The following is a 21,008-nucleotide window of genomic DNA, read 5'->3' as shown; positions in this document are numbered from 1 at the left end:
GTAAAAAAATTTAACACGACATAACCGATGAATGTATGGGCAGGCCTCGAGGATAGTGTGACTAATCATTGCTTAAGTCTACATAGGTGAAATTATTTGCGATTAAAGTTTATGTGAGTAAATATAATTCGGGTAATTATATTTAAAAATGGAATTTAACGTGAGTCATAACGATTGAATGGAGGCACACCATGATTGACCCAGAGGAACAGGACATTCCTGAACATCCCGAGCATTGGCAGGACATTATCTGGCCAATGAGTGACCGGCCAAACCAGACCTTATCGGCTGACCACTATGAGAAGCTGTGCTGGGAGTGTCCGGATGTCGATGTTGCCGCGCAGTTGCTGAAAGCCTACCGATACATGCTGGACCAATGGAGTGAGCCCGGCCCGGGGCACCGGGTGGTGAGTTTTATCAATAAGTGGATGCGTACTAACCAGCACAATGTTGATGAGGCTGATCGCTATTTTCCCAGGGAGGGCAGACGATGAAAACCTTTGGCAAGATCGAAAGTCGTTTCTGGATCAGTGATGACATTCAGGCATTGTCAGACAGCGCCAAGCTGATGGCCCTGTATCTGTTGACCACTGGACATGGCAACTTGATCGGGATTTTCAAGTTGTCCAGAGGGTATATGGCAGATGACTTATGCTGGGATCTGGCAATGGTTCATAAAACATTGGCAGAACTGGAATCTAACAATTTTCTAACGCTCTCCGAACGGGGAAGCTACCTGTGTATCCATCGGTTCATGGATCATAACCCAACGGTAAATCAGAAGCAGATTATCGCCCGATTACGTGCATTGACTGAGCTGCCAGAAAGGCTGCCAGATATTCTGCCTGAAGCTGTGCCAGTGATTCAGCGAGTGGTGGATAAACTCAGTGCTGGCAAGGCTTGCAGAGAAGTTAAGCAGCTGGCCGAACAGGTTAGACAGTTGTTAGAAATTCGTTCGGAAGAAGTTAGCCTAGAGAAGTATAGAAATAGAGAAGAAGAGAAGTATAGAAGTCTTGTAACTGTTCAGCACCCCCACATAAATCTGGAATTTTCTGATTTTTATACCATCCTCTTAAGCACCATTTTTCCACAATATTCGCCAGCATGATTCCAGAACTACCCGCAACTATGTCGGCTGAGATTCTCTTGAAAGAGAATGCAGAGCTGCGGATGAGAGTTGCCTGTCTGGAAGAGCGATGTCGAGAATTGGAAGAAAAGGTTGGCAAGAACAGTCAAAACAGCAGCAAGCCGCCATCGTCTGATGGTTATCAAAAACCTTGTAAAAACAGTAATTCTCCAGATCATTCTGACGACCTTTCCGCAGATAAAGGTACCGATCCATCGGATGAAAAACCCAATCCTAAAAGTCTGAGACAGTCTTCTGGTAATAAAGCCGGTGGAAAGAAAGGGCATCAGGGCACTTGTCTTAAACAGGTCGATATCCCTGACTATATTGAGTACCTTCCGGTTAAAGAATGCAATAAATGTCAGGCGTCTCTTCTTGATAGTGAGCCGGTCAAATATATTGAACGACAGGTGTTTGAACCAGGGAGACCGGGTGAATTTGAAGTAACGGCCCATAGAGCTGAAGTAAAAATCTGCACTTGTGGTTGTCGGAATCAGGCTGAATTCCCGGAAGGTGTTACCGCTGCCGCACAATATGGCTCAGCCACACAGGCTATGGCCGTCTATCTTAACCAATACCATTTCCTGCCTTTTAAGCGCGTGTCAGAGTATTTTAATACTCTCTATAAAATGAGTGTAAGTGCAGGCACTGTCGCCAATTTTGTGGCCAGAACCTCTGAAAATCTGGCTTCTACTGAAGAGGTTATTCGTGACGCCTTGCGGGAATCGTCTGTTGCCGGAGCCGATGAAACGGGTATGCGGGCCGAGGGCTCTTTGCACTGGCTACACGTTATGCGGGATGAACAATGGACGCTCTACTACTTGTCTGAAAAGCGAGGTCGTGAGGCCATGGACACGATGGGCATACTGCTAACATTTGCAGGCGTTCTGGTTCATGATCATTGGAAATCCTATTTTGCATATGCGGCAACTCACGTACTTTGCAATGCCCATCACCTGAGGGAGCTTTTGGGTGTTGTTGATAGGGACAGCAATCAACTGGCGTTGCGATTGATGAAGCTACTGAGGCTTTCCTGGCATTACTGCAAGGGCTTTAAGACCATAGGTATGCTACAGATGCCAAGTGTTGTCTGTGAACGAATCGAGAAGATTTATGACCGGTTGCTTCAGCGGGCTCTAATGAAAGAAGTCGTCTATATGGAGAAGCAACGAGAGGAGCTTAAGCGCAAGAAAGTCAAGAATACTAAAGCTTACAATCTCTTCAAACGACTCACTGAGTTCAAGGCTGAGACACTGCGCTTCATGTCAGATTTTACCATTCCCTTCGATAACAATGGCAGTGAGCGGGATGTTCGAATGGCCAAGTTAAAGCAGAAAATCTCAGGCTGCTTCAGGAGTGCAGACGGTGGTTCTATGTTTGCACGGATTCGCAGCTATTTGTCGTCTGCCAGAAAACAGGGAATGGACATATATCAATCACTTCATAGAGCTGTTCGGAATTACTGTAATATGCCTTTGCTCAGTGCTGAATAGTTACGAAGTCTTTACAAGACATATGTCCGATCTGACGATCGCACGACCCCCAGGACGGGGGAAGTGCCACCAAGTGTCGGGAGCACGACTGGTACGACACCCCTCCAAATCCAAATCCAAATCGGACAAGGCAAGATTTTCAGAATCGTTCGAACAGTGGTGGAGCCAGTATCCAAAACGGGAAGGCGACAAGGGCAACAAAACCAAAACCTTTGGTCACTACAAAACACGGCTCGGGGAAGGGAATACCCCTGAAGGCCTGTTGGCCAACCTCCTGAAATACGCCCGGTACTGCGATGAGACCCAGGTGACGGGTACCCAGTACGTGAAAACCACCACGGCCTACCTGAACAACCCCGATAACGTGAGCAATCCATGGAAGGTGAACTATGAAGCGCGGCAGCGACATTCTGGAAAACTCAGCCTGGTTGAACAGGTCGAACAGGCCAACGCCCACATCCTCCACCCCGAAGGATCAGGCCGTTTCGCTGGACAGGCAGCCTTCGACGGCCAGGGAGCCATCTACGACGTTGAGCCGGAAGGATCTGGTGAACCTGTTTTCGACGATGACCGCCCTGTTCGGGCAGAAGTGGACCAGTGCATACGGTCTGGCTGACCGCAATGGCGAGTGGTTGAAAACACTGGATGGCCTGCATCCAACCCAGCTTGAGCTGGGACTGAACAGGGTGCGACTGGCCGGGAAATGGCCTCCCACCGCACCGGAGTTTCGCAAGTTGTGCCAGCCACTACCGGAGGAGCTTGGACTGCCAGCACTGGCAAACGCCTGGCGGGAAGCCAATGAACACGCCAGTCAACCCACGCATCATGGCTGGAGCCACCGGGCAGTGTACCTGGCAGGCCGGTCGGCCGGATGGTATGAGCTGCGCAGTGCCGGTACGGCGGAGGAGTGCCGGGAGGTGAAGCGGAAGTTCGGTGTCGCCTATCAGGCACTGGTCAATCGTGAATGTCAGGGGTTGCCACTGGAAGATCAGCTAGCCATTGAGCACCAGTTTGATCCGGCGATCCACTCGAACCAGTTGCAGCGGGAGACCATGAACGATCAGGGAATCGATCCGCTGGATGGTCAGGGCGCCAGGGCCAAGCTGATGGGGATGTTCTGATGGCTGCTGCTCTGGAACTGGTGCGCAGTTATCAGCCGCAACCGATCCTGTTGCCGGTATCGGCCAACGATGAGGCGTTCATTCTCCAACTGCAACCGGGGCAGGTGATCAGTGCCGAGTTCCGTAAGGCTCGCAATGCCCGGTTCCACCGCAAGTTTATGAAGCTGTGCAGTGTCGCTTATGGCGAGTTTGAGCGGTTGCCGCAGTCACCGGTGCAGATGGCTGGCTCCAACTGCTGGGTGACGCCGTTGCCGGATTTTGACGAGTTTCGCTATTGGGCTCTGGTGCAGGCCGGTTTCTATCAGGTCATTGGCTACCCCGATGGCAAGGTGCGGGTACGGGCGAAGAGTATTGCTTTCAGGAATATGGAGCAGATGGAGTTTGAGAAAGTCTACTCCGCAGTGCTGGATGTGTTTCTCCGGTATGTGTTGAGTCCCAAACGGGGCTGGAGTCGGGAGAGAGTAGACCGGCTGGTTGAACAGCTGGTGAATTTTGATTAGTGGACAGAGGTTCGGAAGAGGAAGTGTGAAGGATGGCGGCACAAGCACGGATTGAAGCAACCCTGATGGAAGAGGACAATTGCCCCTGTCTGAACTGTGGCTGGCGTTCGTATTGCCAACAGCAACGGGCAGCCTGTGGACGGTTTGTCCTCTACGTGAAATCCGGGGAAAACAGCAGCTACCCCAAACTCAGTGAACGACAGATCCGCAGGCGCAAGCCAGGCAAATCACAGCCAGAGGTGGATGAGTTTTACTGGGCGTACCCGACCCGGGCTCTTTACTACAAGGTATTTTCGGCGGAGTTTAAAGACGATGTGCTGGCATTGTGTCGTGAGATGACGCTGACCGAAGCCGCGTTTGTGCTGAAAATCAACCGGCGCCACCTGGCCCGTAAACTCAAGGCATGGCAGACGGCCTGTGACCCGCAGCGAGCGTGACTATCTGCAGATGGTGGCTCAACTGGGCTGCATTGCCTGCCGGATTAATGGTCTGGCGGGTGTCCCGGCGGAAGTGCATCATCAGCGACAGGGGACGGGCATGGGACGCAGGGCCAGCCACTTTGACACCATGCCGTTGTGCCCTGGGCATCACCGGTTTTACGACGATGCCATTCATGTGAACGCCAGCCGCTTTGTCCAGCGATATGGGCAGGAGGAAGAACTGGTGCGACAGACCCGAAGTGATGTGGAATTATACCGGCAGAGTTTTGTCGGTTAGCGGATTAGGGAGTATGAACCATGCAACCACCCAAGGGAGCCAGTGGCTTTTGGATGGGCACCTATTACAAGCTGGGTAAGAACAACCAGCTCTATTACTGGGACGGTGAATGGCGGAGCAGCAGTCTCAAGGCGGACGAGTTTGTGAAGCAGATGTCAGCCAAAAAGTGCCGTTTCAACTTTCAGAACGATTAGTGGGGATGAAAGTGAACGATCACAACGAATCGTCAGGAAGTGAGCCTATCCCCGGTAAGTGAGTCAACAGGAGGACGGATATGTATCGGGCACTGGAGCAGGCACTGCTGCGCATCTTCGGGACGCCGGAGTTGATGATGAGTTCCGTCAGCTGGCATCGGGATATCAATTCTGGTTATCGGAAAACGGTCTCAGGCAGTGAGGCCAGTAGCCGGGATGAACGACTGGGGCATGACGGTCTCTGGCAGAGTCGGTTGCATCAGGGAATGACTCCGGAGTTACACGATGTCCTGATCATCCGTTACAGTGATGATTACCCGAAACGGCTCATGGCCTGGCAGCGAATGCAGTCCCGGTTCCGCAGTGATGAACGTCTGCCAAAACCGATTCGCAGCAATCCGGTGTTGCTGAGGCTCTGGCTGATGGTGGAACTGCAGCATCCTCAATTGAGATCCCGAAAGGGGCGGTTTGATATCACCGGCAAAAGTGAACGGACGGTGTATCGCTGGAAGCAAGCATGCAATCGGGTGTGCAGTGAATGGATTACGCAGGCCGAAGATGAGGCCCAAGCCTTGCTGGAACAGGCGGGCAGTATCCGTTACGAGTAGGCGAATTGGGAGGGTTCTCGAAAGTACCAGATATTGGTATATACTGGTATTAATACGGGCTAAGGAAGAAGGTCATGTCCAGAAACACCAGTATCACCCTGGGGGATCATTTCGACGGCTTTATCGCCAGTCAAATAGAAAGTGGACGGTACGGATCGGCCAGTGAAGTCGTCAGGGCTGCACTTCGGCTGTTGGAGAACCGGGAAAACAAACTGACTATCCTGCGCAACCTGCTAATAGAAGGGGAGCAGAGTGAAGCTGCCGATTACGATTATCAATCCCTGATTGATGAGGTAGATAGCGAACTGCCGGAATGAATACCTTCGAATTAACCTGGAAAGCCGTGAGCGACTTGAAGGATATTGCCCGGTACACAATCAAGCGATGGGGAAGACTGCAGAGGAACCATTATCTGAAGCAGTTGGATGATACTTTCCATCGGTTGGCCGAGAGTCCAATGACCGGCAAACCTTGTGACAACATTCGTCCAGGCTACCGAAAATTTCCCCAGGGAAGTCACATTGTGTTTTATCGCCAGATAGGCCTGACCCATATACAAGTGGTTCGTATCCTGCACAAAAGTATGGATGTTGAACAGCATCTGACCACTGACCTTGACTCAAAATGTCAGTAAACGTACGGTAAAACTCTAGGTTGGGAAAGTTCCCAAAACTTGATTCTCCAACTGCGTAAATCCTTCAAAGAAACCCGGCTCTCATTGCCGGGTTTTCTATGTTTGGCACCTCCAAACTGAACCACTAAAAAAAAGGGACATCATGTTTCACTTTTCCGCTTCGTCAAAGCGACAGTTGTCGACTTGTGATGAGCGGCTTCAGCGTGTCTTCAATAAAGTGATCGAGCACTACGACTGCACGATTATCTGTGGTCATCGAAGTGAAGCTGACCAGATGCTGGCGTTTGAGAGTGGCAAGTCGGAATTACTGTGGCCGGACAGTAAACACAACGAGCTACCCAGTAAGGCAGTGGATGTGATGGCTTATCCCATCAACTGGTTCGACGATCAACGAGCTGCCCACTTTGCCGGTTTTGTTCTGGGTATTGCCCAGGGGATGGGCATCAAACTGCGCTGGGGTGGTGACTGGGATCGGGATGGTGAAATCAAGGATCACCGGTTTAAGGATTACCCTCACTTTGAGCTGATGGACGATGATTAACCTGAACCCGATGGCAGGGATAGCCAAAGAGCTGATGGGTGGACTTGATGCTTTGTTCACATCCGATGAAGAGCGGGCCAAAGCTGAATTGTTGTTGAATCATCAGTTGCAACAACCCCACATCCTGCAGGCGATGGCCACTATCGAAGAGGCCAAACATCCCTCGGTCTTTGTCTCTGGCTGGCGGCCTGCACTGGGTTGGCTCTGTGTATTGATTCTTGCCTGGGCCTGGATTGTTCGTGATGTGGTGATCATCGGTTTGATGCTTGTGGATAAAGCCGAAGTGGTTCAGCAGTTACCCACAGCCGACACCAGTACGGTGATTTCTCTGTTGCTCTGCCTGCTGGGCTTGGGCAGTGCCCGGACGTTGGAAAAGCTGAAAGGCGTGGCGCGGAGATAGCCATGGCAGACGAAGAGCGGTTCAACCGGATCGAGCAGAAGCTGGACGGCATTACCCAGATTCTGCAGACCCTGGCCAAGCACGATGAGCGGATGGTTAATCTGGCGCTGAGGGAAAAGCGCAGTGAAGAACGGTTGGATTCCATTGAGAAAGCCGTGCTGAAGAACTCCACCATCAGTAGCGTGATTCAGTGGATCGCGGCTACCACCACGGCAGGCATCATCGCCTTTGCCATCAAGCAATTTTTCTGACCATGGCCAACCACAGCAAATACAAACCGGACATGTGCGAGCAGGTGAAGGCACTGATGAGCACAGGCTTAAGCCGGAAAGCGACGGCAACGGAGATGGGCATCAGCTACAACACGTTTCTGTCGTACATCGATAAGCATGAAGCGTTTGCCGAAGCCGTAGCGCAGGCGGATGTGCTGGCGGAGGTGTTCTGGGAAGAGAAGTACATGCAGGGCGCGTTGGGTATGAACAAGGATGTCTCCCCGGCCATGCTGATCATGTACATGAAAAACCGTTACCACTGGCGGGATCGGCACGAACAGACTGTGGTAGCGGAAAAGATACCGACGCTGGACGAATGGCTGGAAGAAAAGGAAGCATAACGCCAGCCAGGGAGCGGCTGCTCACCGAGTTTACGTTCTACGCCCGCAAGTGCCTGAAGATCCGCACCAAAAGCGCCAAAGTCATTCCCTTTCGGCTCAACAAGGCTCAGCGGTACCTGGACAGCCGGATCGAAGACCAGAGAAGGCGCACCGGCAAAGTAAGAATTGTGGTGCTTAAGGGCAGACAGCAGGGCTGCTCCACCTATACTGAAGGCCGCTTTTACTGGCTGGTGAGCAATCGCAAGGGGTTGCGGGCTTATATCCTGACCCATGAAGCGGATGCCACCGCCAATCTGTTTGATATGGTGCAGCGGTATCACGACAATCAGCCCCCGTTTACCCAGAGGGATTTGAAGAATAAGAGCTCCAAGCTGTTGGAGTTTTACCACGACTCCGGGTATCGGGTAGGCACCGCTGGCAATAAAGGCGCCGGTCGTTCATCCACGGCACAGCTGTTTCATGGATCGGAAGTGGCGTTCTGGCCCAATGCGGATGAACACCTGGCGGGTGTATTACAGGCAGTACCCAATGAAAATAATACCGAAGTTATTCTGGAAAGCACTGCTAATGGCGTCGGTGGTGTGTTTTATGATTATGTTATGGACGCTGATGCTGGGCGCGGTGATTTTGAACTGGTGTTTATACCTTGGTTCTGGCAGGACGAGTACCGCAGCGAAGTCCCCGCCGACTTCACGGCCGACGCCGACGAACGATACCTGAAGCAGCAGTATGACCTGGATGATCAACAGCTCCAGTGGCGTCGCCAGAAAATCTATGAGCTGAAGTCGGAAGACAAGTTCAAACAGGAATACCCCTGCAATATCCAGGAGGCGTTTCTGTTTTCCGGTCGCCCGGTGTTCGATCCCAAACACACCGAAGCGGCCAAAATCGAGTGTTACACACCAACCCAGTCCATTGAACTGACTCCCAACGGCATCAACCGGCACAAGCCGGGTCTGCTGCAGATCTGGGAGCATCCCAAACCTGCGACCCAGTATGTGGTGGGATCGGATGTGGCGGAAGGGCTGGCACCGGCCAATGAACAGCACAAGCACGGTGATTACTAGACCATCGACGTGTGTGACCGTGAGGGTTACCAGGTGGCGCACTGGCATGGGCATGTGGCACCGGACGATCTGGGCAAAATGCTTAACCACCTGGGGCGTTACTACCACAATGCCCTTGTCGGCGTTGAAAGAAACAACCACGGTCTCACCACCCTGACCAAACTGAAAGACCTGAAGTACCCCAATCTCTACATGGAAACCACCGTGGACCAGCGCACCCAGAAACGTACCAAACGGATCGGCTGGCTTACCACGACCAAATCAAAACCGTTAATGATTGATCACCTGGCGGCATTGCTCAGAGATGGCGATGCGGGGATCTGCAACTTAGAGACGGTAAAGGAGTGCCAGACCTACGTCATCGAAGACAACGGGGCGACCAATGCGCAGGAAGGTTGCTTTGATGATCGGGTGATCAGTTACGCCATCGCCCAGCAGATGGTGCTCAAACTTCCACGACGGAAGATCAATATCAACGAGCTGAGGTATCGCTCGCCAGGAAAGTCAGCCTACTGATGGAACGGACAATCATTCTTTTTACCCAGAAGGTGGTGGGGAACTACCCCGCCATCCTGGCCGGTCATCGCCTGGAATGGATCAGGCGCAGAGGGAAAGCGCACCGATAATGGACAACGGACTGGTCAGGATCGCTACCCCGGATGAGGTGACGCAGGCGGAGCTGGATGCGGCTCTGGACAACGAGCGTCGCGAACAGGCGGTGCGGGATGCCTTTGCTGCCGACCTGTTCAGCCGCTGGCAGGCGTACCGGGAATCACGGCGGGAGGTGGAGGCGGAGTGGTTGGATGCCCTGCGGGCGGTGAAAGGGGAGTACGGCCCTGAACAGATCCGGATCATGGATGAGCAGCAGGCCCTGAGCCGTATTTTTATCAAGATCACCACCACCAAGGTGAACACCGCTTACTCTCGGTTGATCGACCTGCTGTTCCAGAACATCGACAGCTTCTGGGATATCGTGCCCAGCCCCCTGGCGGAGATACCCGCCAGCATCAAACGGCACCTCCGCATGACCGCCATTCAGGAGTTGCTTCCCTATCCCCTTGATCCCCAGACCCGCAACCAGCTTATCCAGGAACGGTACGATGAGATGGAACGGGCGCTGATGTCGGAGGCGCTGGAACGGGCCAATAAAGCGGCCATGGCGATGAAGCGCAAGATCAAGGACTACCTGGTCAATGCTGACGCCCTGACCGAGCTGAAGAAGGTGACCCGTGAGCAGGTGACTCTCGGCACGGGGTGTATCAAAGTGGCCACCCTCAATATCCGCAAGCATGAGAAGTGGGAGGCGGAAGGGGAGGAGTGGCAGCTGAATGAGCAGCAGAGCATCGAGCCTGACGTGGAGTGGGCCAGCATTTTCGATATGTTCCCTGACCCTTACTCCCACGATTGTGGCAAACCCAACGATCTGTTCCGCCGTCATGTGCTGACCAAACATGAACTACGGGAACTGGCTGACAGCCATGGCGTTGAAACCGACACCATACTGGAGATTCTGGCCAACTCGCCAGCGGGTAACCATGTCCCGCTGGATTATGAAAAAGAGCTCAACAACCTCAATGAGTCGGATGACCCGCACATTACCTCCAACCGTTACGACGTGCTGGAGTACTGGGGACCGGTAGACGGTCATCAACTGATGGAGTACGGCGTTACCGACATTGATGAGCACACGGAGTACCAGGGCAATATCTGGATATGCGATGGCCGGATGATCATGGCCCGGCTGAACCCGCTGAAGCCGGAGGCGATTCCCTACAAGTTCGTTCCCTATGAGACGGTTCTCCATCGCTTCTGGGGCATCGGCATCCCCTACATGATGAACGACAGCCAGGATGTGATGAACTCCACTGGCCGGGCGCTGCTGGACAATGCCGCCCTCACTGCCGGTCCCATGTTCCAGATGGATGTCTCCAAACTGCCGGAAGGCACCAGCCTGGAAGATGCCAAAAAGGTCTACCCCTACCGGATGTGGTGGTATGACGGCTCCGATGGTGAGGGGCCGATGATTCAGGCCATCAATATCCAGAGCAACCAGAAAGACCTGTCCGGGATCTTTGAACTGTTCCGGCGCTTTGCGGATGAAGAAACGTCACTGCCCAGCTACACCCACGGCGAACAGACCCAGAGCCTGAACAAGACCGCCAGCGGCATGAGCATGTTGATGACCGCCGCCAATGTGGCCCTGAAAAGCGTGGTGAAAAACATCGACGACTACGCCACGGTGCCCCTGATCGAGAGCCTGTTCAACTTCGCCATGCGCTGGGCGGAGATGGACGACAAGCGGGGCGATCTGGACGTGGTGCCCATGGGCAGTGCCGCCCTGGTGGCGAAGGAGATCCAGAGCGAACGGATGATGAACGCCCTGAACGTGACCATGAACGAGGTACTGGGGCCGATGACCGACCACCGATACCTGCTGAACGAATACCTGAAAGCCCTGGATATTGACCCCGATAAAGCCCTGCGGCCCGAGGAAGAACTCTATGCACAACCCAATGCACCTGACCAGCCAGGAGGCGGAGGCGATCCTGCGGCTGGAAGGCAACCCGGATTACCAGACACTGGTCGAGCACCTGCAACGTCGCCGGGCGGAACTGCTGGAGAAAATGGCCCACGCCCGGGATTCAACCGAATTGCGCATCCTGCAGGGTAAGACTCAGGAACTCAGTGATCTGATGCAACTGTCGCAGCGATCGCGAACCTATTTACGACAATAACTTTCGTCGCTCCCCGCTGTCCGCTCCCCGCTTCCCGTAAAAGCCAAACCAGTATCGTCTTTTACGGGTCGCGGGGAGCGGAAAGTGGGCGGCGAACAATGCCTGAAAGAATATGGACAAGCCCAGAGCCCCACGGACTTTCATAGGCGCAACCAAGTGGACAAGCCAACGAGCCCCACAAGGAGAGTGAAGATGGCCATAGATGCCGAAAAACTGGATCAGGAAACCGATGCCGAACTAGCAGCCCTTATGGGTCTGACTACGGAGGCCCCTGCCGCTTTTGCCCAGCAAGAGGACGAGCAGGACAAGCAAACCGATCAGAACCCAACCCGCTGATGAGCTACCCCCGCCACCCGAACCGGAGTTGGACGCTGATGACGAACCGTCAGAGCCGCCTGCTCCAGCATCCAATGACGATAACGGTGAAGACTGGCAGGACAAGTACACCAAGGCGGAAGAGTCCCGCAAGAATGCCCATGCCCTGATGACTCAGGCCACCCAGAAAGCCGCTGACCTGGAGCGAAGCAATACCGAGCTTCAGCAGCAGATGGCGCTGCTGAAGGCCAAGGTGGATCTGCTCAGTCAGCAGGGCACCGCTCAGCCAAACAGTGAGCCAGAGCCGTCCGACCAGTTTCAGGAACTCCGCAAGGACTACCAGGAGCTGGACCCGGTGTTCAACAAGCTGGATGAGTCGGAACAGCTCAACCGCAAACTGGAACAGCGGCTGGCCGCCATTGAGAAGGCTCGGCAGGAGCAGGAGGCGGAGCGGGCACAACAGGCATTCTGGAACAAGTTGCGCAGTCTACATCCGGATGTAGAGCAGATCTCTGCCAGTGAGGATTTTAAAGGCTGGTTTGCACGACAAACGGCTGATGTTCAGGAGTTGAGTCGTGTCAGCCCACTGGGTGCAGCGCAGGTCATGAGTCTCTATAAAGAGGCCGCAGGTGTAAACAAGCCTGCACCGAAACCGGCACCTGATCCAGTACAGAAAATGCAGCAGGCAAAGCAGCTGAGTGAACCGCCGGTGCGGACCCACTCAGTCCCTAAAACCCGGGGGCACCAACCGAGCCTGACGCTGGAACAGATTGCGGCCATGCCGCAGAAAGAGTTTAACGACAATGAAGAAAAACTCGACAAGATTCTGGCCCAGTGGATCAAGCAGGGAGGCCGCCTCTGAGGGGAGCGTTTAATTATCGTCGTATAACTGCTTCCCGTGATTCAAAGGACTTGAATCATGGCAACGACCACATTTCCAACGGGGGCTATGGCCAATGCCCTGTCCGTTATTTACTCCAAGAAACTCAACGCGAAGTTCTATAAACGAACCGTGTTGGCGGCCATCTGTAACACCAAGTGGGAAGGCGAGATCCAGTCGGAAGGCTCCAAGGTGGTGATCCGTACCCGGCCTGATATTACGGTCGCGGATTATGATCGTGCCGTGGGGGTTGAGTATCAGGATCTGGAACCACCCAAGGTGGAAATGCCCATCGACAAGACCAAGTACTACGCCTTTGCCGTGAAAATCCCTGAACTCAAGGTGCAAGCAACCGCCCTGTAAAGAACAAGGAACTCTCGTATTAATAAAAACTCAGGCTTATTGCTGGGCCTGAGCCAGGTAGCCGTAATCGACCAGTTTGTTCAACCAGCGTGCCGCATTCTTCCTGACCATCAAACCCTCGTAATCAGTGTCAGGATCAATATAACCGTCATTCAGCACTCAATCTGAGAATTTCCCTACACCGGCTAAAATGTAAAAAATTCTCAGAATGAACATGTCCAATGCATCCTCATCAGTTCCACATTCAACGTATCGATCATATGGGTTTGGTTGCCGGTATGTGCAAAGAACTCGGTATCTCTAATCATCTGGATTCCCTGGTTCCTAACCAATCTGAACACCGGAATATTTCCTTTGGCGAAACCGTAGTATCAATGCTGCTTAACGGCCTTGGGTTCACTGCTCGCACGCTTCATATGTTCCCGGAGTTTCATGCTGATAAACCGCTGGATAAACTCATCAGGCCCGGTATTAAACCCGAACACATTAACGACAGTGTACTCGGCAGAGCCCTGGATCAGCTTTTTGAACTGGATGTAAGTGAGGTCTATTTATCGCTGGCTGTCAAGGCAGTGAATGTCTTAAAACTGTCGTGCAAAGCTCTGAACCTTGACTCAACAAGCTTGCATGTGGACGGCGTTTATAACAGCGAATCTGACGTCGACGAAGAAGATATGCACTGTATCAAACTCTGTCGTGGATACAGCAGGGATCATCGACCCGAGCTCAACCAGGCAATACTGCTGATGATGACGGAAAATCAGGCCGGTATTCCCGTTTTTATGAAAGCGTCCAGTGGCAACGTAAACGACAATAAAAACTTTAAAAAAGTCATCAGCAGCCATTTGAAATCCTACCGGGAAGCCCTGAATAATCGCTACCTGATTGGTGATGCAGCACTTTATACAACAGATAACGTACAGATACTTCATCAGCAGGGCCAGCAATTTATCACCCGGGTTCCGTCAAAAATCAAAGAAGCCAGAGAACTGATTGACAGTGTCGCTTCTTGTGAAATGACACCAGTGGAGGGTGCTGAGGGCTATGAGAGTCATGAAATGCTGTCAGATCATGCGGGTGTCTCCCAGCGCTGGATTCTGGTCCGCAGCGAGCAGGCTCGAAAGAGCGAACAAAAAACACTGCTGAAAAAAATGCTAAAGAAGTCTGAGAAAGAAGCAGAAGCGCTGACCAGTAAACTGGCCAAAAAAGCCTTCAAGTGTGAAACCGACGCATTGCGTGCGTTCGATGAATGGCAGTCAAAAACTATTTATTGTCAGGCGGAACCTGTCATTACTGAGAAACCCTGCTATACCAAGGTAGGTCGTCCGGAGAAAGGCTCTAAACCGGACAGTATTGAATATTATGTGAGCGGATATCCTTGGGTATCCGTTGACTGTCGCAAAGATGCAGAGTGTTCTCTGGGTTGCTTTGTGCTGGCGACGAATGATCTGGACGACAGTCGGCTGAGTACAGCAGAAGTGCTAAGTACTTACAAATCACAACAGTCAGTAGAGCGTGGCTTTCGGTTTTTGAAGAGCCCGGAGTTTCTGGTTTCTTCGCTGTTTTTAAAGAAACCGGAACGAATAGAAGCCTTGCTGATGGTGATGACGCTGTGTCTGTTAGTGTATGCGGCGATTCAGCATCGAATTAGGCATGAGCTAAAACGACAGAGTCGGTTTTTCCCGGACATGAAGCGGAAACCCTGCCAAAACCCGACAGCGCGTTGGGTGTTTTTCTGCTTTCAGGGTATCAACGTGCTATTGGTCGATGGACATGAAAAGCATGTGGTTGGATTACAAGAAAGGCAGTTGACTATTATTTCAATTCTTGGGCGACCGTATCAGGAAATTTATTCCTGATACGGGTGCTGAATGACGGATATAAGGCTGGCGTAGCTTTAGTAAGGTATAAATTACACGAATGAGCTTGTGAGCTATGGCAACCAGGCTTCGCTTATGGCCCCTGCGAATGACCAGGCTTTGGTACTTGCCCTTGAACTGGCTCTTGGTCTTGATGGCCGCATTAGCCACCTCGCACAAGATCGTTTTGATCATCTTGTTCCCTTTTCGGGTTCGACCACTTTTGCATTTGCCAGCACTCTCGTTGTTGCCCGGACACAGCCCAGCCCACGAGGCAATTTCCTTCATGCCTCCAAACTTGCCCATGTCATCACCGATTTCTGCGATCAGTGTGGCTGCACTCATTTCGCTGACTCCGGGCAGCGTCTGTAGTATCTGCCAGGCTTCTTTCCAGGGTTCAATGCCTTGGAGAATCTGTTCTTCCAGCTTATCTTGCTGCTTGCTCAGAAAATCAATGTGATCCCGAATGTCTGTCAATACGATTCGATGAGAAGGGGAAAGCTCTTCATCCATACTGGCCATCAGCTGTTTTCTGTCGGCCTTCAGTCGACTATCAGCCTTCTTGATAATGTCCTGAAGGGATTCACCATCAATCAGAGCGTTTACCATGCGCTGGCCAGACTTGCCGTTGATATCACTGATCAGGCCACCCAGCCGGATACCGCTGTCGTCCAGAATTTTATGCAGACGATTCTTTTCATTGGCCATTTGCTTGACCAGTGTGTCTCGCCGGCGAGTCAGTAAACGTAATTGTTCCTGATCTGGATGAGGTACAAAGCTCGGGCGAACCAGGCCGCAATGGGCAAGGTGGGCGAGCCACTGGCTGTCCAATGTATCCGTCTTGCGGCCGGGCACATTCTTGACGTGCCGGGCATTCACTACCCAAGGGTTCAGGTTGCAACTAATGATAGATGCGTAAATGCTTTTCCAGTAGACACCGGTACTTTCCATGACCACCAGGTCAACCTGATGTTGTTGCAGGAACTGGCACATCAGCTCCCGGTCTTTCCGGAAGGTGCCGAATTCACGGGTTAATGTTTGAATATTGCCTTCGGGCATTTCTTTGCGAATGGCAACCATGACCATCATTTTATGGACATCAATGCCTGCGCAATTTTTCACAATGGTTTGCATCGTCTATGCTCCAAACGTTCACGGAGGAACGGCAGAGCCTGGCGGACTGGATCGGATCGCCATGATCTCACTTGGAGAACAGGACTGTTTGCCGTGCATTCAATGTTTCAGAAATGGAACCTTGATGGTGCCAGTTCAGAACCATGAGATAAGCGAGGGTGCGAACGATCCAGTCCGGGTCAATTTGTGTTCAGGGTCTACAAGCCACTGCAAAGATAACGACCACTGTCAGGCTCTGCACCATGATGATTGTGGCAGAGCCTAATTTTCATTGTGCGGGGTGACCGAAATGTCGGTCATGAGCATTTGTGAAGTAGCTGTTTCGGCAACCGCTATTTTACCGAAAGTCAGTTAGGACAGGCATTTCCTGCGAGGCTCTTTTCGGGTTACAGACTGCTCTGCAATGAAAATTGGCCAAAGGCCTTGATATACAATGCCTTCAGGAAACTGCTGGCTAAATATTGCCAAGCCCTGCCACAGGAGGATTCCAGCCTGATTTATGAAATCAGCAGTCTGCAATACGAAAAGAGCCTCCTGCGATCTCTGTTTTTTTAACCGGATAGCAGTGTTCCGAATTATTAAAAATGGTTCGATAATTGAGTATGAGATCAACGTTAGTCGCATCCAATGGAATTTCACCTAAAGTTATCCCCGAATAGGCGTAGATACTGGCGGATCGATGCGTTTTACCAGTCTCAGGACACTCATAATCAAGGTCAGCGTGAATGGAATAGTTGCCGTGGTTATTAACTTTAAGGCTCTTGTAGGATTTCAGACTGCTACTGGGTTGAACATTGCTGAAGCCCTTTATCTACAAAGGTTGTCAGCATATTGTCCGGTAATGTTGCTCAATCCTTGTTTTTCGTGACCTACAGTCAGTTTTCACTGTAGAGCAGTTCGTAATCAAAATAGAGCCAACTTTAATTTCAAAAAATGAGATGGGCTTGAGCCAATTCGGGATGACTCTCTCTCCATCAATGGATGAAAAGGTGAAGGCGATGGGAACAGCCTCAACCACATCGGTCAGATCCGAAGGCCATATAAAACTGACAACTTGCCCGCTCACATGCGTTTGATAATAACCAGCAGACACACTACCCTGACCTGTTAATCCTTTGAGTAGTTCAGCACTGCCGCTGATTTGAAATTCAGAGTTATTCAATTCTGAGCCCAGTGACAGTCCGGCGTCGGCCATGATAACACTGGTAATCACACCAAACCCCTGAATAATTACGTTATCAACCAGCATGTTGTTGTTATGAGCCACCGATTTCAGTGTGTTCATTTCTCGATGCAGGGTATCAACAGGGTTTCTCATCACCTGTTGAGCTTGAAGTGCCCACTGGGCAACCATTGATCCGCGTTTGGCAAATGCCCAGGTCATCTGAGCGTTACCAGAAGCCTCAACAGCGTCAAGCTCAGCCCCCAGATTCAAGCCTGATTGCTGCACGTGACCTTTGGTCAGCACCAACGATTTATTCAGTGGGATCGACTCTATCTCAAGGTCATCTATGTCGACACCGGAATACCTGAATGTGCCCGTTGTGGCATCAATAATGCCGATGGCACCCACCTTTATGCTGGAGCTTAAATTCCAGTTCCCCCACCAGTGTGGGTAGGTGGTTCGGATTAACTGGTTAAATTGCTTGGTACGCCCGGCATGGGCATGAACTGATGGGGTGAAAGTCCCCTGTGGGAGAACCTACATCTGACTGGCGGTAAAGACGCCTGCTGATGACAACCACTAGCTTAAGGCAAGTGCAGTCCCGCGAGGGGCTGTGCGGAGGCAGTCTGAGTGCAAAGGTGCGAGCCGACGTACAGAAATCGCATATAAGGCTGAGTCTCTGGGCGAGTGAGCCAAGGATCACAAAGCCCTATGGTTCGTGAGACACGGTAAATGCGGCGGTTGTGCACTGAAAGTTCATGTCCTTATCCGGGGAGATCTGTTCAACATGCGATTGGTAATTCCCAGTTCTCAGCCACTGGTTACAACAGGCTCGGCGAACAGGTCTCATCATCCTGTTCGAGCAAACCCGATGGCAACCAATAGCGCCAGCAGAGGTAACTCCGCGTGGTGATTGGACAGAAGTCAGCAGAGGCCATAGTAGCTGTACGACAGAAGCCATTAACGGATGGGAAGTCGTTAGCGAAGGGCCGAACATCGACGACAAAGAGGAGACTGATTCCCTCAAGGCGATGCAGCCGTCCGGCGACTCACCGTACTTGGCGACAGAATCTTTAACCAGCTTTGAACCATGATCTACTAAATTGCGTACTTGAACCGGCTAATCTGGCAAGTGCATGGAAACAGGTCAAAAGCAACAAGGGTGCTCCGGGTATTGATGGAGTCACTATTGAAGCTTATCCAGACTTTGCCAAACAGCATTGGCCTTCAGTGCGTCAAGCCTTATTGGACGGAACCTACCAGCCATCACCCGTGCGCCGACATGTTATAGAAAAGCCGGACGGCGGTGAGCGTTTGCTGGGAATCCCTACCGTGATGGATAGGGTCATACAGCAGGCCATTGTGCAGGTGCTGACCCCTGTCTTTGATCCGGGTTTCTCTCCAAACAGCTTCGGCTACCGACCGGGACGGTCAGCACACGACGGAGTCCGTCAGGTTAAGCAGTTGATCAACCGGGGGCTTCATTACGCTGTTGACGTTGATCTGAGTAAATTCTTTGATACGGTTAATCACGACGTTTTGATGTCGAGGGTCTCCCGTAAGGTCCGCGACAAACGCCTTCTGAAACTGATTGGTAGCTACCTGCGCTCCGGTGTCATGATTGAGGGCAATGTCTACCCGACCAGGGTTGGCATGCCACAGGGTGGGCCTTTATCACCCTTGCTGTCTAATGTGGTCCTCGACGAACTCGACAAGGAGCTTGAATATCGGGGTCATTGCTTTGCAAGATACTGTGATGATTTTGTGATTCTCGTCAAAAGTCAGCGTGCAGGGGATCGGGTGATGCACAGCATTACCCAATTCATTGAACGCAAATTGAAACTGAAGATTAACTCCCGGAAAAGTAAAGTTGTGAAAGCAACAGAAAGCGAATTCCTGAGTTTCACCTTCACAGGGAAGAAAGTTCGCTGGGCCCAGAAGTGTCTGGACCGATTCAAATACCGGATACTCAAGTTGACCAGTCGTCGCTGGGGTGTCTCAATGCAACATCGGTTACGCAAATTGGCACAATATATCCGGGGTTGGATGGGGTATTTCCGGTTATCGGAATATCACCGACCAATTCCCCTGCTGGATCAATGGATACGTCGGCGAATCCGTTGCTGCTTTCTGAAGCAATGGCGCAAGCCGAAAACCCGTTTTAAGAATCTGGTCAGGTTAGGCGTTGATAAAATTAACGCCGCCAAGATCGCAGCCGGCAGCAAAGGGTATTACCGTCTGAGTAAAACCTATGCGGTACAACAGGCACTGAATAACAGTTACCTCGCGAAAATTGGGCTTGTTTCATTGAAAGACTTATGGATCAGGTTTCACCATCATCGTTGAACCGCCCGGTGCGGACCCGCATGCCGGGTGCTGTGGGGAGGGCTGGAGAAAGACCGGCCCTTACCCGATTTAAAGTAGCCTGGTGTCAAAGGTGAAGCGGCATGAGCCATCTCGGCCAAGCCACATACAAAGCTTAAAAGCCAATACCAGCCAACACATCGCCAAGTCTTACCTAGTCGAGGAACTTGCATAGCGGGAGAAAATTGGATAGACATAAAAAAGGGGCGTACAACACGACCCGCCCCGAGCATCTGGAGTTTTTTGCCAATTCGCCTTGGTGGAAAAAAAACCGGTGCGGACTGCAGACCAACACCGGAATCCCTTATGAACCTACATTGACCCCTAATCTGTCTTACCCGTCATTACTCAAATCGTCTCAATTGCGTCGCCAGCTGCTCGGCCGTTTGCAGTTGCGCCGTCATGACTTGCGCTGTGACCGGGTCGTCTGCCTGCTGGGCCAGCTTGATGGTATGCCGGGCGGTCTGAGCGAACGTTTCACAGGCTTTCGCTATCGCTTCAGCGTTCTGATACGTCTCCTGGGTTTGAGGGTCTTCAATACGGGAGTACTCAAACAATTCGTTGTAGTCCGACGGCACACGACGCCCGAACACGCTGATACGCTCAGCAATCTGATACGATGGTGGGAAGGGTTGTACCGTCTGGTTTTGTCGAGCCTGGTATTGGGAGGGCTGGCAGGCCGCTTCCGGAGCCGCAGCCGCCAGCAGCTGCGCAAACTCAGCAGCACGAGCTCCCTGATTGTTCCACCGGGCCGCCTTGATCTGGTTCACAATAGCCTGCTGCTCACTGTAGGCAGCCACCAGTTTCTGGGCCAGTTCGTTTTTTTCGGCAGGTTTGATGCCGGTTGCCGCTTCTTTCAATGTTGAGGCCGTCATGTCGATACTCTCAAATGGCTAGCGTTAGGTACCGGAATCCGATGGACAGGTCATTATTTCTGATCTCACCGATGGTCTCGCTGGCCCTCGCCAAGTGGGTCATCGCCGATAAATCGCAGGTTGACCACCGGAAGTATCAAAATAACACCACGATTCCATCGTAATTCCAGTGAATTTAACTATAGCAATGTCGTTTATTATTTTTTTTTTTTTTGAGATTATTGCTTTACTAAAACATGGCCTGTCATAACCGGAAGTATTAAGTCAGTTTTCTGCGCATCATGCCCGGTGTTCGTCGACGGAC

Annotated in this window: 28 protein-coding genes; 24 read left to right on the top strand and 4 right to left on the bottom strand. The window is 51.9% G+C overall.

Going from position 1 to position 21,008, the window contains the following annotated elements; translation table 11 throughout:
* Positions 1-191 precede the first annotated feature (191 nt).
* From MJO57_RS28870 to MJO57_RS28765, 22 genes are all read left to right on the top strand, one after another.
* Positions 192-494: a hypothetical protein gene (locus MJO57_RS28870; RefSeq protein ID WP_252020707.1), complete on the top strand. Its 303-nt coding sequence runs from the start codon at positions 192-194 to the stop codon at positions 492-494.
* Entirely contained in the window at positions 491-1,108 is a 618-nt protein-coding gene (locus MJO57_RS28865; RefSeq protein ID WP_252020705.1) for a hypothetical protein, read from the top strand. The genes MJO57_RS28870 and MJO57_RS28865 overlap by 4 nt, the downstream gene beginning before the upstream one ends.
* Positions 1,105-2,619: an IS66 family transposase gene (locus tag MJO57_RS28860; RefSeq protein WP_252020703.1), complete on the top strand. Its 1,515-nt coding sequence runs from the start codon at positions 1,105-1,107 to the stop codon at positions 2,617-2,619. Before MJO57_RS28865 ends, MJO57_RS28860 begins: the two co-directional genes overlap by 4 nt.
* A gap of 73 nt (positions 2,620-2,692) precedes the next feature.
* The gene (locus MJO57_RS28855) at positions 2,693-3,235 is read left to right on the top strand and encodes a hypothetical protein (protein ID WP_252020702.1); all 543 of its coding nucleotides are present in this window, start codon (positions 2,693-2,695) and stop codon (positions 3,233-3,235) included.
* A complete protein-coding gene (locus tag MJO57_RS28850; RefSeq protein WP_252020700.1) occupies positions 3,168-3,740 on the top strand; it encodes a hypothetical protein in 573 nt (190 codons plus the stop codon). The genes MJO57_RS28855 and MJO57_RS28850 overlap by 68 nt, the downstream gene beginning before the upstream one ends.
* On the top strand, positions 3,740-4,240 hold the full coding sequence (locus tag MJO57_RS28845; protein ID WP_252020698.1) for a DUF1367 family protein: 501 nt from the start codon (positions 3,740-3,742) through the stop codon (positions 4,238-4,240). The genes MJO57_RS28850 and MJO57_RS28845 overlap by 1 nt, the downstream gene beginning before the upstream one ends.
* Positions 4,241-4,272: 32 nt before the next feature.
* Positions 4,273-4,677: a hypothetical protein gene (locus MJO57_RS28840; RefSeq protein ID WP_252020696.1), complete on the top strand. Its 405-nt coding sequence runs from the start codon at positions 4,273-4,275 to the stop codon at positions 4,675-4,677.
* Between the two features lie 10 nt (positions 4,678-4,687).
* Entirely contained in the window at positions 4,688-4,957 is a 270-nt protein-coding gene (locus MJO57_RS28835) for a Ref family recombination enhancement nuclease (RefSeq protein ID WP_252020694.1), read from the top strand.
* A 20-nt stretch (positions 4,958-4,977) separates the two neighbouring features.
* Positions 4,978-5,151, top strand: a complete 174-nt coding sequence (locus MJO57_RS28830; protein ID WP_252020691.1) for a hypothetical protein — start codon at positions 4,978-4,980, stop codon at positions 5,149-5,151.
* 80 nt (positions 5,152-5,231) lie between these two features.
* Positions 5,232-5,759 carry a hypothetical protein gene (locus tag MJO57_RS28825; RefSeq protein WP_252020689.1) on the top strand — a complete coding sequence of 176 codons (528 nt, stop codon included), beginning with the start codon at positions 5,232-5,234 and terminating at the stop codon, positions 5,757-5,759.
* 74 nt (positions 5,760-5,833) lie between these two features.
* Complete coding sequence (locus MJO57_RS28820) at positions 5,834-6,076, top strand: type II toxin-antitoxin system ParD family antitoxin (RefSeq protein ID WP_252020687.1); 243 nt, start codon at positions 5,834-5,836, stop codon at positions 6,074-6,076.
* A complete protein-coding gene (locus MJO57_RS28815) occupies positions 6,073-6,393 on the top strand; it encodes a type II toxin-antitoxin system RelE/ParE family toxin (RefSeq protein ID WP_252020685.1) in 321 nt (106 codons plus the stop codon). Before MJO57_RS28820 ends, MJO57_RS28815 begins: the two co-directional genes overlap by 4 nt.
* 142 nt (positions 6,394-6,535) lie before the next feature.
* Positions 6,536-6,934, top strand: coding sequence for a M15 family metallopeptidase (locus MJO57_RS28810; protein ID WP_252020683.1), 399 nt, complete (start codon positions 6,536-6,538; stop codon positions 6,932-6,934).
* Entirely contained in the window at positions 6,927-7,334 is a 408-nt protein-coding gene (locus MJO57_RS28805) for a 3TM-type holin (protein WP_252020681.1), read from the top strand. The genes MJO57_RS28810 and MJO57_RS28805 overlap by 8 nt, the downstream gene beginning before the upstream one ends.
* Before the next feature lie 2 nt (positions 7,335-7,336).
* Entirely contained in the window at positions 7,337-7,585 is a 249-nt protein-coding gene (locus MJO57_RS28800; protein ID WP_066017877.1) for a hypothetical protein, read from the top strand.
* Positions 7,525-7,947, top strand: coding sequence for a hypothetical protein (locus MJO57_RS28795; protein WP_252020679.1), 423 nt, complete (start codon positions 7,525-7,527; stop codon positions 7,945-7,947). The genes MJO57_RS28800 and MJO57_RS28795 overlap by 61 nt, the downstream gene beginning before the upstream one ends.
* Positions 7,923-9,014 (top strand): hypothetical protein, encoded by a 1,092-nt coding sequence (locus MJO57_RS28790; protein ID WP_252020677.1) that lies wholly within the window; start codon positions 7,923-7,925, stop codon positions 9,012-9,014. The genes MJO57_RS28795 and MJO57_RS28790 overlap by 25 nt, the downstream gene beginning before the upstream one ends.
* Positions 9,015-9,047: 33 nt before the next feature.
* On the top strand, positions 9,048-9,530 hold the full coding sequence (locus tag MJO57_RS28785; protein WP_252020675.1) for a hypothetical protein: 483 nt from the start codon (positions 9,048-9,050) through the stop codon (positions 9,528-9,530).
* Positions 9,531-9,639: 109 nt separating this feature from the next.
* Positions 9,640-11,685, top strand: a complete 2,046-nt coding sequence (locus MJO57_RS28780) for a hypothetical protein (RefSeq protein ID WP_252020673.1) — start codon at positions 9,640-9,642, stop codon at positions 11,683-11,685.
* A 256-nt stretch (positions 11,686-11,941) separates the two neighbouring features.
* Positions 11,942-12,085 (top strand): hypothetical protein, encoded by a 144-nt coding sequence (locus MJO57_RS28775; protein WP_252020671.1) that lies wholly within the window; start codon positions 11,942-11,944, stop codon positions 12,083-12,085.
* 28 nt (positions 12,086-12,113) lie between these two features.
* A complete protein-coding gene (locus MJO57_RS28770; protein WP_252020669.1) occupies positions 12,114-12,926 on the top strand; it encodes a hypothetical protein in 813 nt (270 codons plus the stop codon).
* Between the two features lie 57 nt (positions 12,927-12,983).
* Positions 12,984-13,307: a hypothetical protein gene (locus MJO57_RS28765; RefSeq protein ID WP_252020668.1), complete on the top strand. Its 324-nt coding sequence runs from the start codon at positions 12,984-12,986 to the stop codon at positions 13,305-13,307.
* 36 nt (positions 13,308-13,343) lie between these two features.
* Here the strand turns inward: MJO57_RS28765 and MJO57_RS32945 are convergent, their stop codons facing one another.
* On the bottom strand, positions 13,344-13,466 hold the full coding sequence (locus tag MJO57_RS32945) for a hypothetical protein (protein ID WP_256492691.1): 123 nt from the start codon (positions 13,464-13,466) through the stop codon (positions 13,344-13,346).
* Between the two features lie 62 nt (positions 13,467-13,528).
* Here MJO57_RS32945 and MJO57_RS28760 point away from each other — a divergent pair, with 62 nt between their 5' ends.
* Positions 13,529-15,166: an IS1634 family transposase gene (locus tag MJO57_RS28760; protein WP_252020666.1), complete on the top strand. Its 1,638-nt coding sequence runs from the start codon at positions 13,529-13,531 to the stop codon at positions 15,164-15,166.
* Here the strand turns inward: MJO57_RS28760 and MJO57_RS28755 are convergent.
* A complete protein-coding gene (locus MJO57_RS28755) occupies positions 15,128-16,300 on the bottom strand; it encodes an IS110 family transposase (RefSeq protein ID WP_252020664.1) in 1,173 nt (390 codons plus the stop codon). The genes MJO57_RS28760 and MJO57_RS28755 overlap by 39 nt on opposite strands.
* 823 nt (positions 16,301-17,123) lie before the next feature.
* The gene (locus MJO57_RS28750; RefSeq protein WP_252020662.1) at positions 17,124-17,873 is read right to left on the bottom strand and encodes a hypothetical protein; all 750 of its coding nucleotides are present in this window, start codon (positions 17,871-17,873) and stop codon (positions 17,124-17,126) included.
* Positions 17,874-18,548: 675 nt separating this feature from the next.
* On the opposite strand from MJO57_RS28750, the gene ltrA reads away from it, so the two are divergent.
* On the top strand, positions 18,549-19,811 hold the full coding sequence (gene ltrA / locus MJO57_RS28745; RefSeq protein ID WP_252020660.1) for a group II intron reverse transcriptase/maturase: 1,263 nt from the start codon (positions 18,549-18,551) through the stop codon (positions 19,809-19,811).
* Positions 19,812-20,173: 362 nt separating this feature from the next.
* Here the strand turns inward: ltrA and MJO57_RS28740 are convergent, their stop codons facing one another.
* On the bottom strand, positions 20,174-20,704 hold the full coding sequence (locus MJO57_RS28740) for a hypothetical protein (protein WP_066017860.1): 531 nt from the start codon (positions 20,702-20,704) through the stop codon (positions 20,174-20,176).
* Positions 20,705-21,008: the final 304 nt, after the last annotated feature.

Origin of the sequence: Endozoicomonas sp. SCSIO W0465 (genome assembly GCF_023716865.1) — a bacterium.
Taxonomy (GTDB): domain Bacteria; phylum Pseudomonadota; class Gammaproteobacteria; order Pseudomonadales; family Endozoicomonadaceae; genus Endozoicomonas.
This window is presented reverse-complemented; position numbering and strand designations above follow the sequence as displayed.

What these genes read in the sequence shown, in the direction of transcription:
- MJO57_RS28740 (WP_066017860.1), bottom strand. Translation starts at nt 20,704, where the DNA reads ATGACGGCCTCAACATTGAAAGAAGCGGCAACCGGCATCAAACCTGCC.
- MJO57_RS28760 (WP_252020666.1), top strand. Translation starts at nt 13,529, where the DNA reads ATGCATCCTCATCAGTTCCACATTCAACGTATCGATCATATGGGTTTG.
- MJO57_RS28780 (WP_252020673.1), top strand. Translation starts at nt 9,640, where the DNA reads ATGGACAACGGACTGGTCAGGATCGCTACCCCGGATGAGGTGACGCAG.
- MJO57_RS28815 (WP_252020685.1), top strand. Translation starts at nt 6,073, where the DNA reads ATGAATACCTTCGAATTAACCTGGAAAGCCGTGAGCGACTTGAAGGAT.
- MJO57_RS28810 (WP_252020683.1), top strand. Translation starts at nt 6,536, where the DNA reads ATGTTTCACTTTTCCGCTTCGTCAAAGCGACAGTTGTCGACTTGTGAT.
- MJO57_RS28840 (WP_252020696.1), top strand. Translation starts at nt 4,273, where the DNA reads ATGGCGGCACAAGCACGGATTGAAGCAACCCTGATGGAAGAGGACAAT.
- MJO57_RS28820 (WP_252020687.1), top strand. Translation starts at nt 5,834, where the DNA reads ATGTCCAGAAACACCAGTATCACCCTGGGGGATCATTTCGACGGCTTT.
- MJO57_RS28775 (WP_252020671.1), top strand. Translation starts at nt 11,942, where the DNA reads ATGGCCATAGATGCCGAAAAACTGGATCAGGAAACCGATGCCGAACTA.
- MJO57_RS28800 (WP_066017877.1), top strand. Translation starts at nt 7,337, where the DNA reads ATGGCAGACGAAGAGCGGTTCAACCGGATCGAGCAGAAGCTGGACGGC.
- MJO57_RS28830 (WP_252020691.1), top strand. Translation starts at nt 4,978, where the DNA reads ATGCAACCACCCAAGGGAGCCAGTGGCTTTTGGATGGGCACCTATTAC.
- MJO57_RS28825 (WP_252020689.1), top strand. Translation starts at nt 5,232, where the DNA reads ATGTATCGGGCACTGGAGCAGGCACTGCTGCGCATCTTCGGGACGCCG.
- MJO57_RS28845 (WP_252020698.1), top strand. Translation starts at nt 3,740, where the DNA reads ATGGCTGCTGCTCTGGAACTGGTGCGCAGTTATCAGCCGCAACCGATC.
- MJO57_RS28790 (WP_252020677.1), top strand. Translation starts at nt 7,923, where the DNA reads ATGGCTGGAAGAAAAGGAAGCATAACGCCAGCCAGGGAGCGGCTGCTC.
- MJO57_RS28805 (WP_252020681.1), top strand. Translation starts at nt 6,927, where the DNA reads ATGATTAACCTGAACCCGATGGCAGGGATAGCCAAAGAGCTGATGGGT.
- MJO57_RS28755 (WP_252020664.1), bottom strand. Translation starts at nt 16,300, where the DNA reads ATGCAAACCATTGTGAAAAATTGCGCAGGCATTGATGTCCATAAAATG.
- MJO57_RS28865 (WP_252020705.1), top strand. Translation starts at nt 491, where the DNA reads ATGAAAACCTTTGGCAAGATCGAAAGTCGTTTCTGGATCAGTGATGAC.
- MJO57_RS28835 (WP_252020694.1), top strand. Translation starts at nt 4,688, where the DNA reads ATGGTGGCTCAACTGGGCTGCATTGCCTGCCGGATTAATGGTCTGGCG.
- MJO57_RS28860 (WP_252020703.1), top strand. Translation starts at nt 1,105, where the DNA reads ATGATTCCAGAACTACCCGCAACTATGTCGGCTGAGATTCTCTTGAAA.
- MJO57_RS28870 (WP_252020707.1), top strand. Translation starts at nt 192, where the DNA reads ATGATTGACCCAGAGGAACAGGACATTCCTGAACATCCCGAGCATTGG.
- MJO57_RS28765 (WP_252020668.1), top strand. Translation starts at nt 12,984, where the DNA reads ATGGCAACGACCACATTTCCAACGGGGGCTATGGCCAATGCCCTGTCC.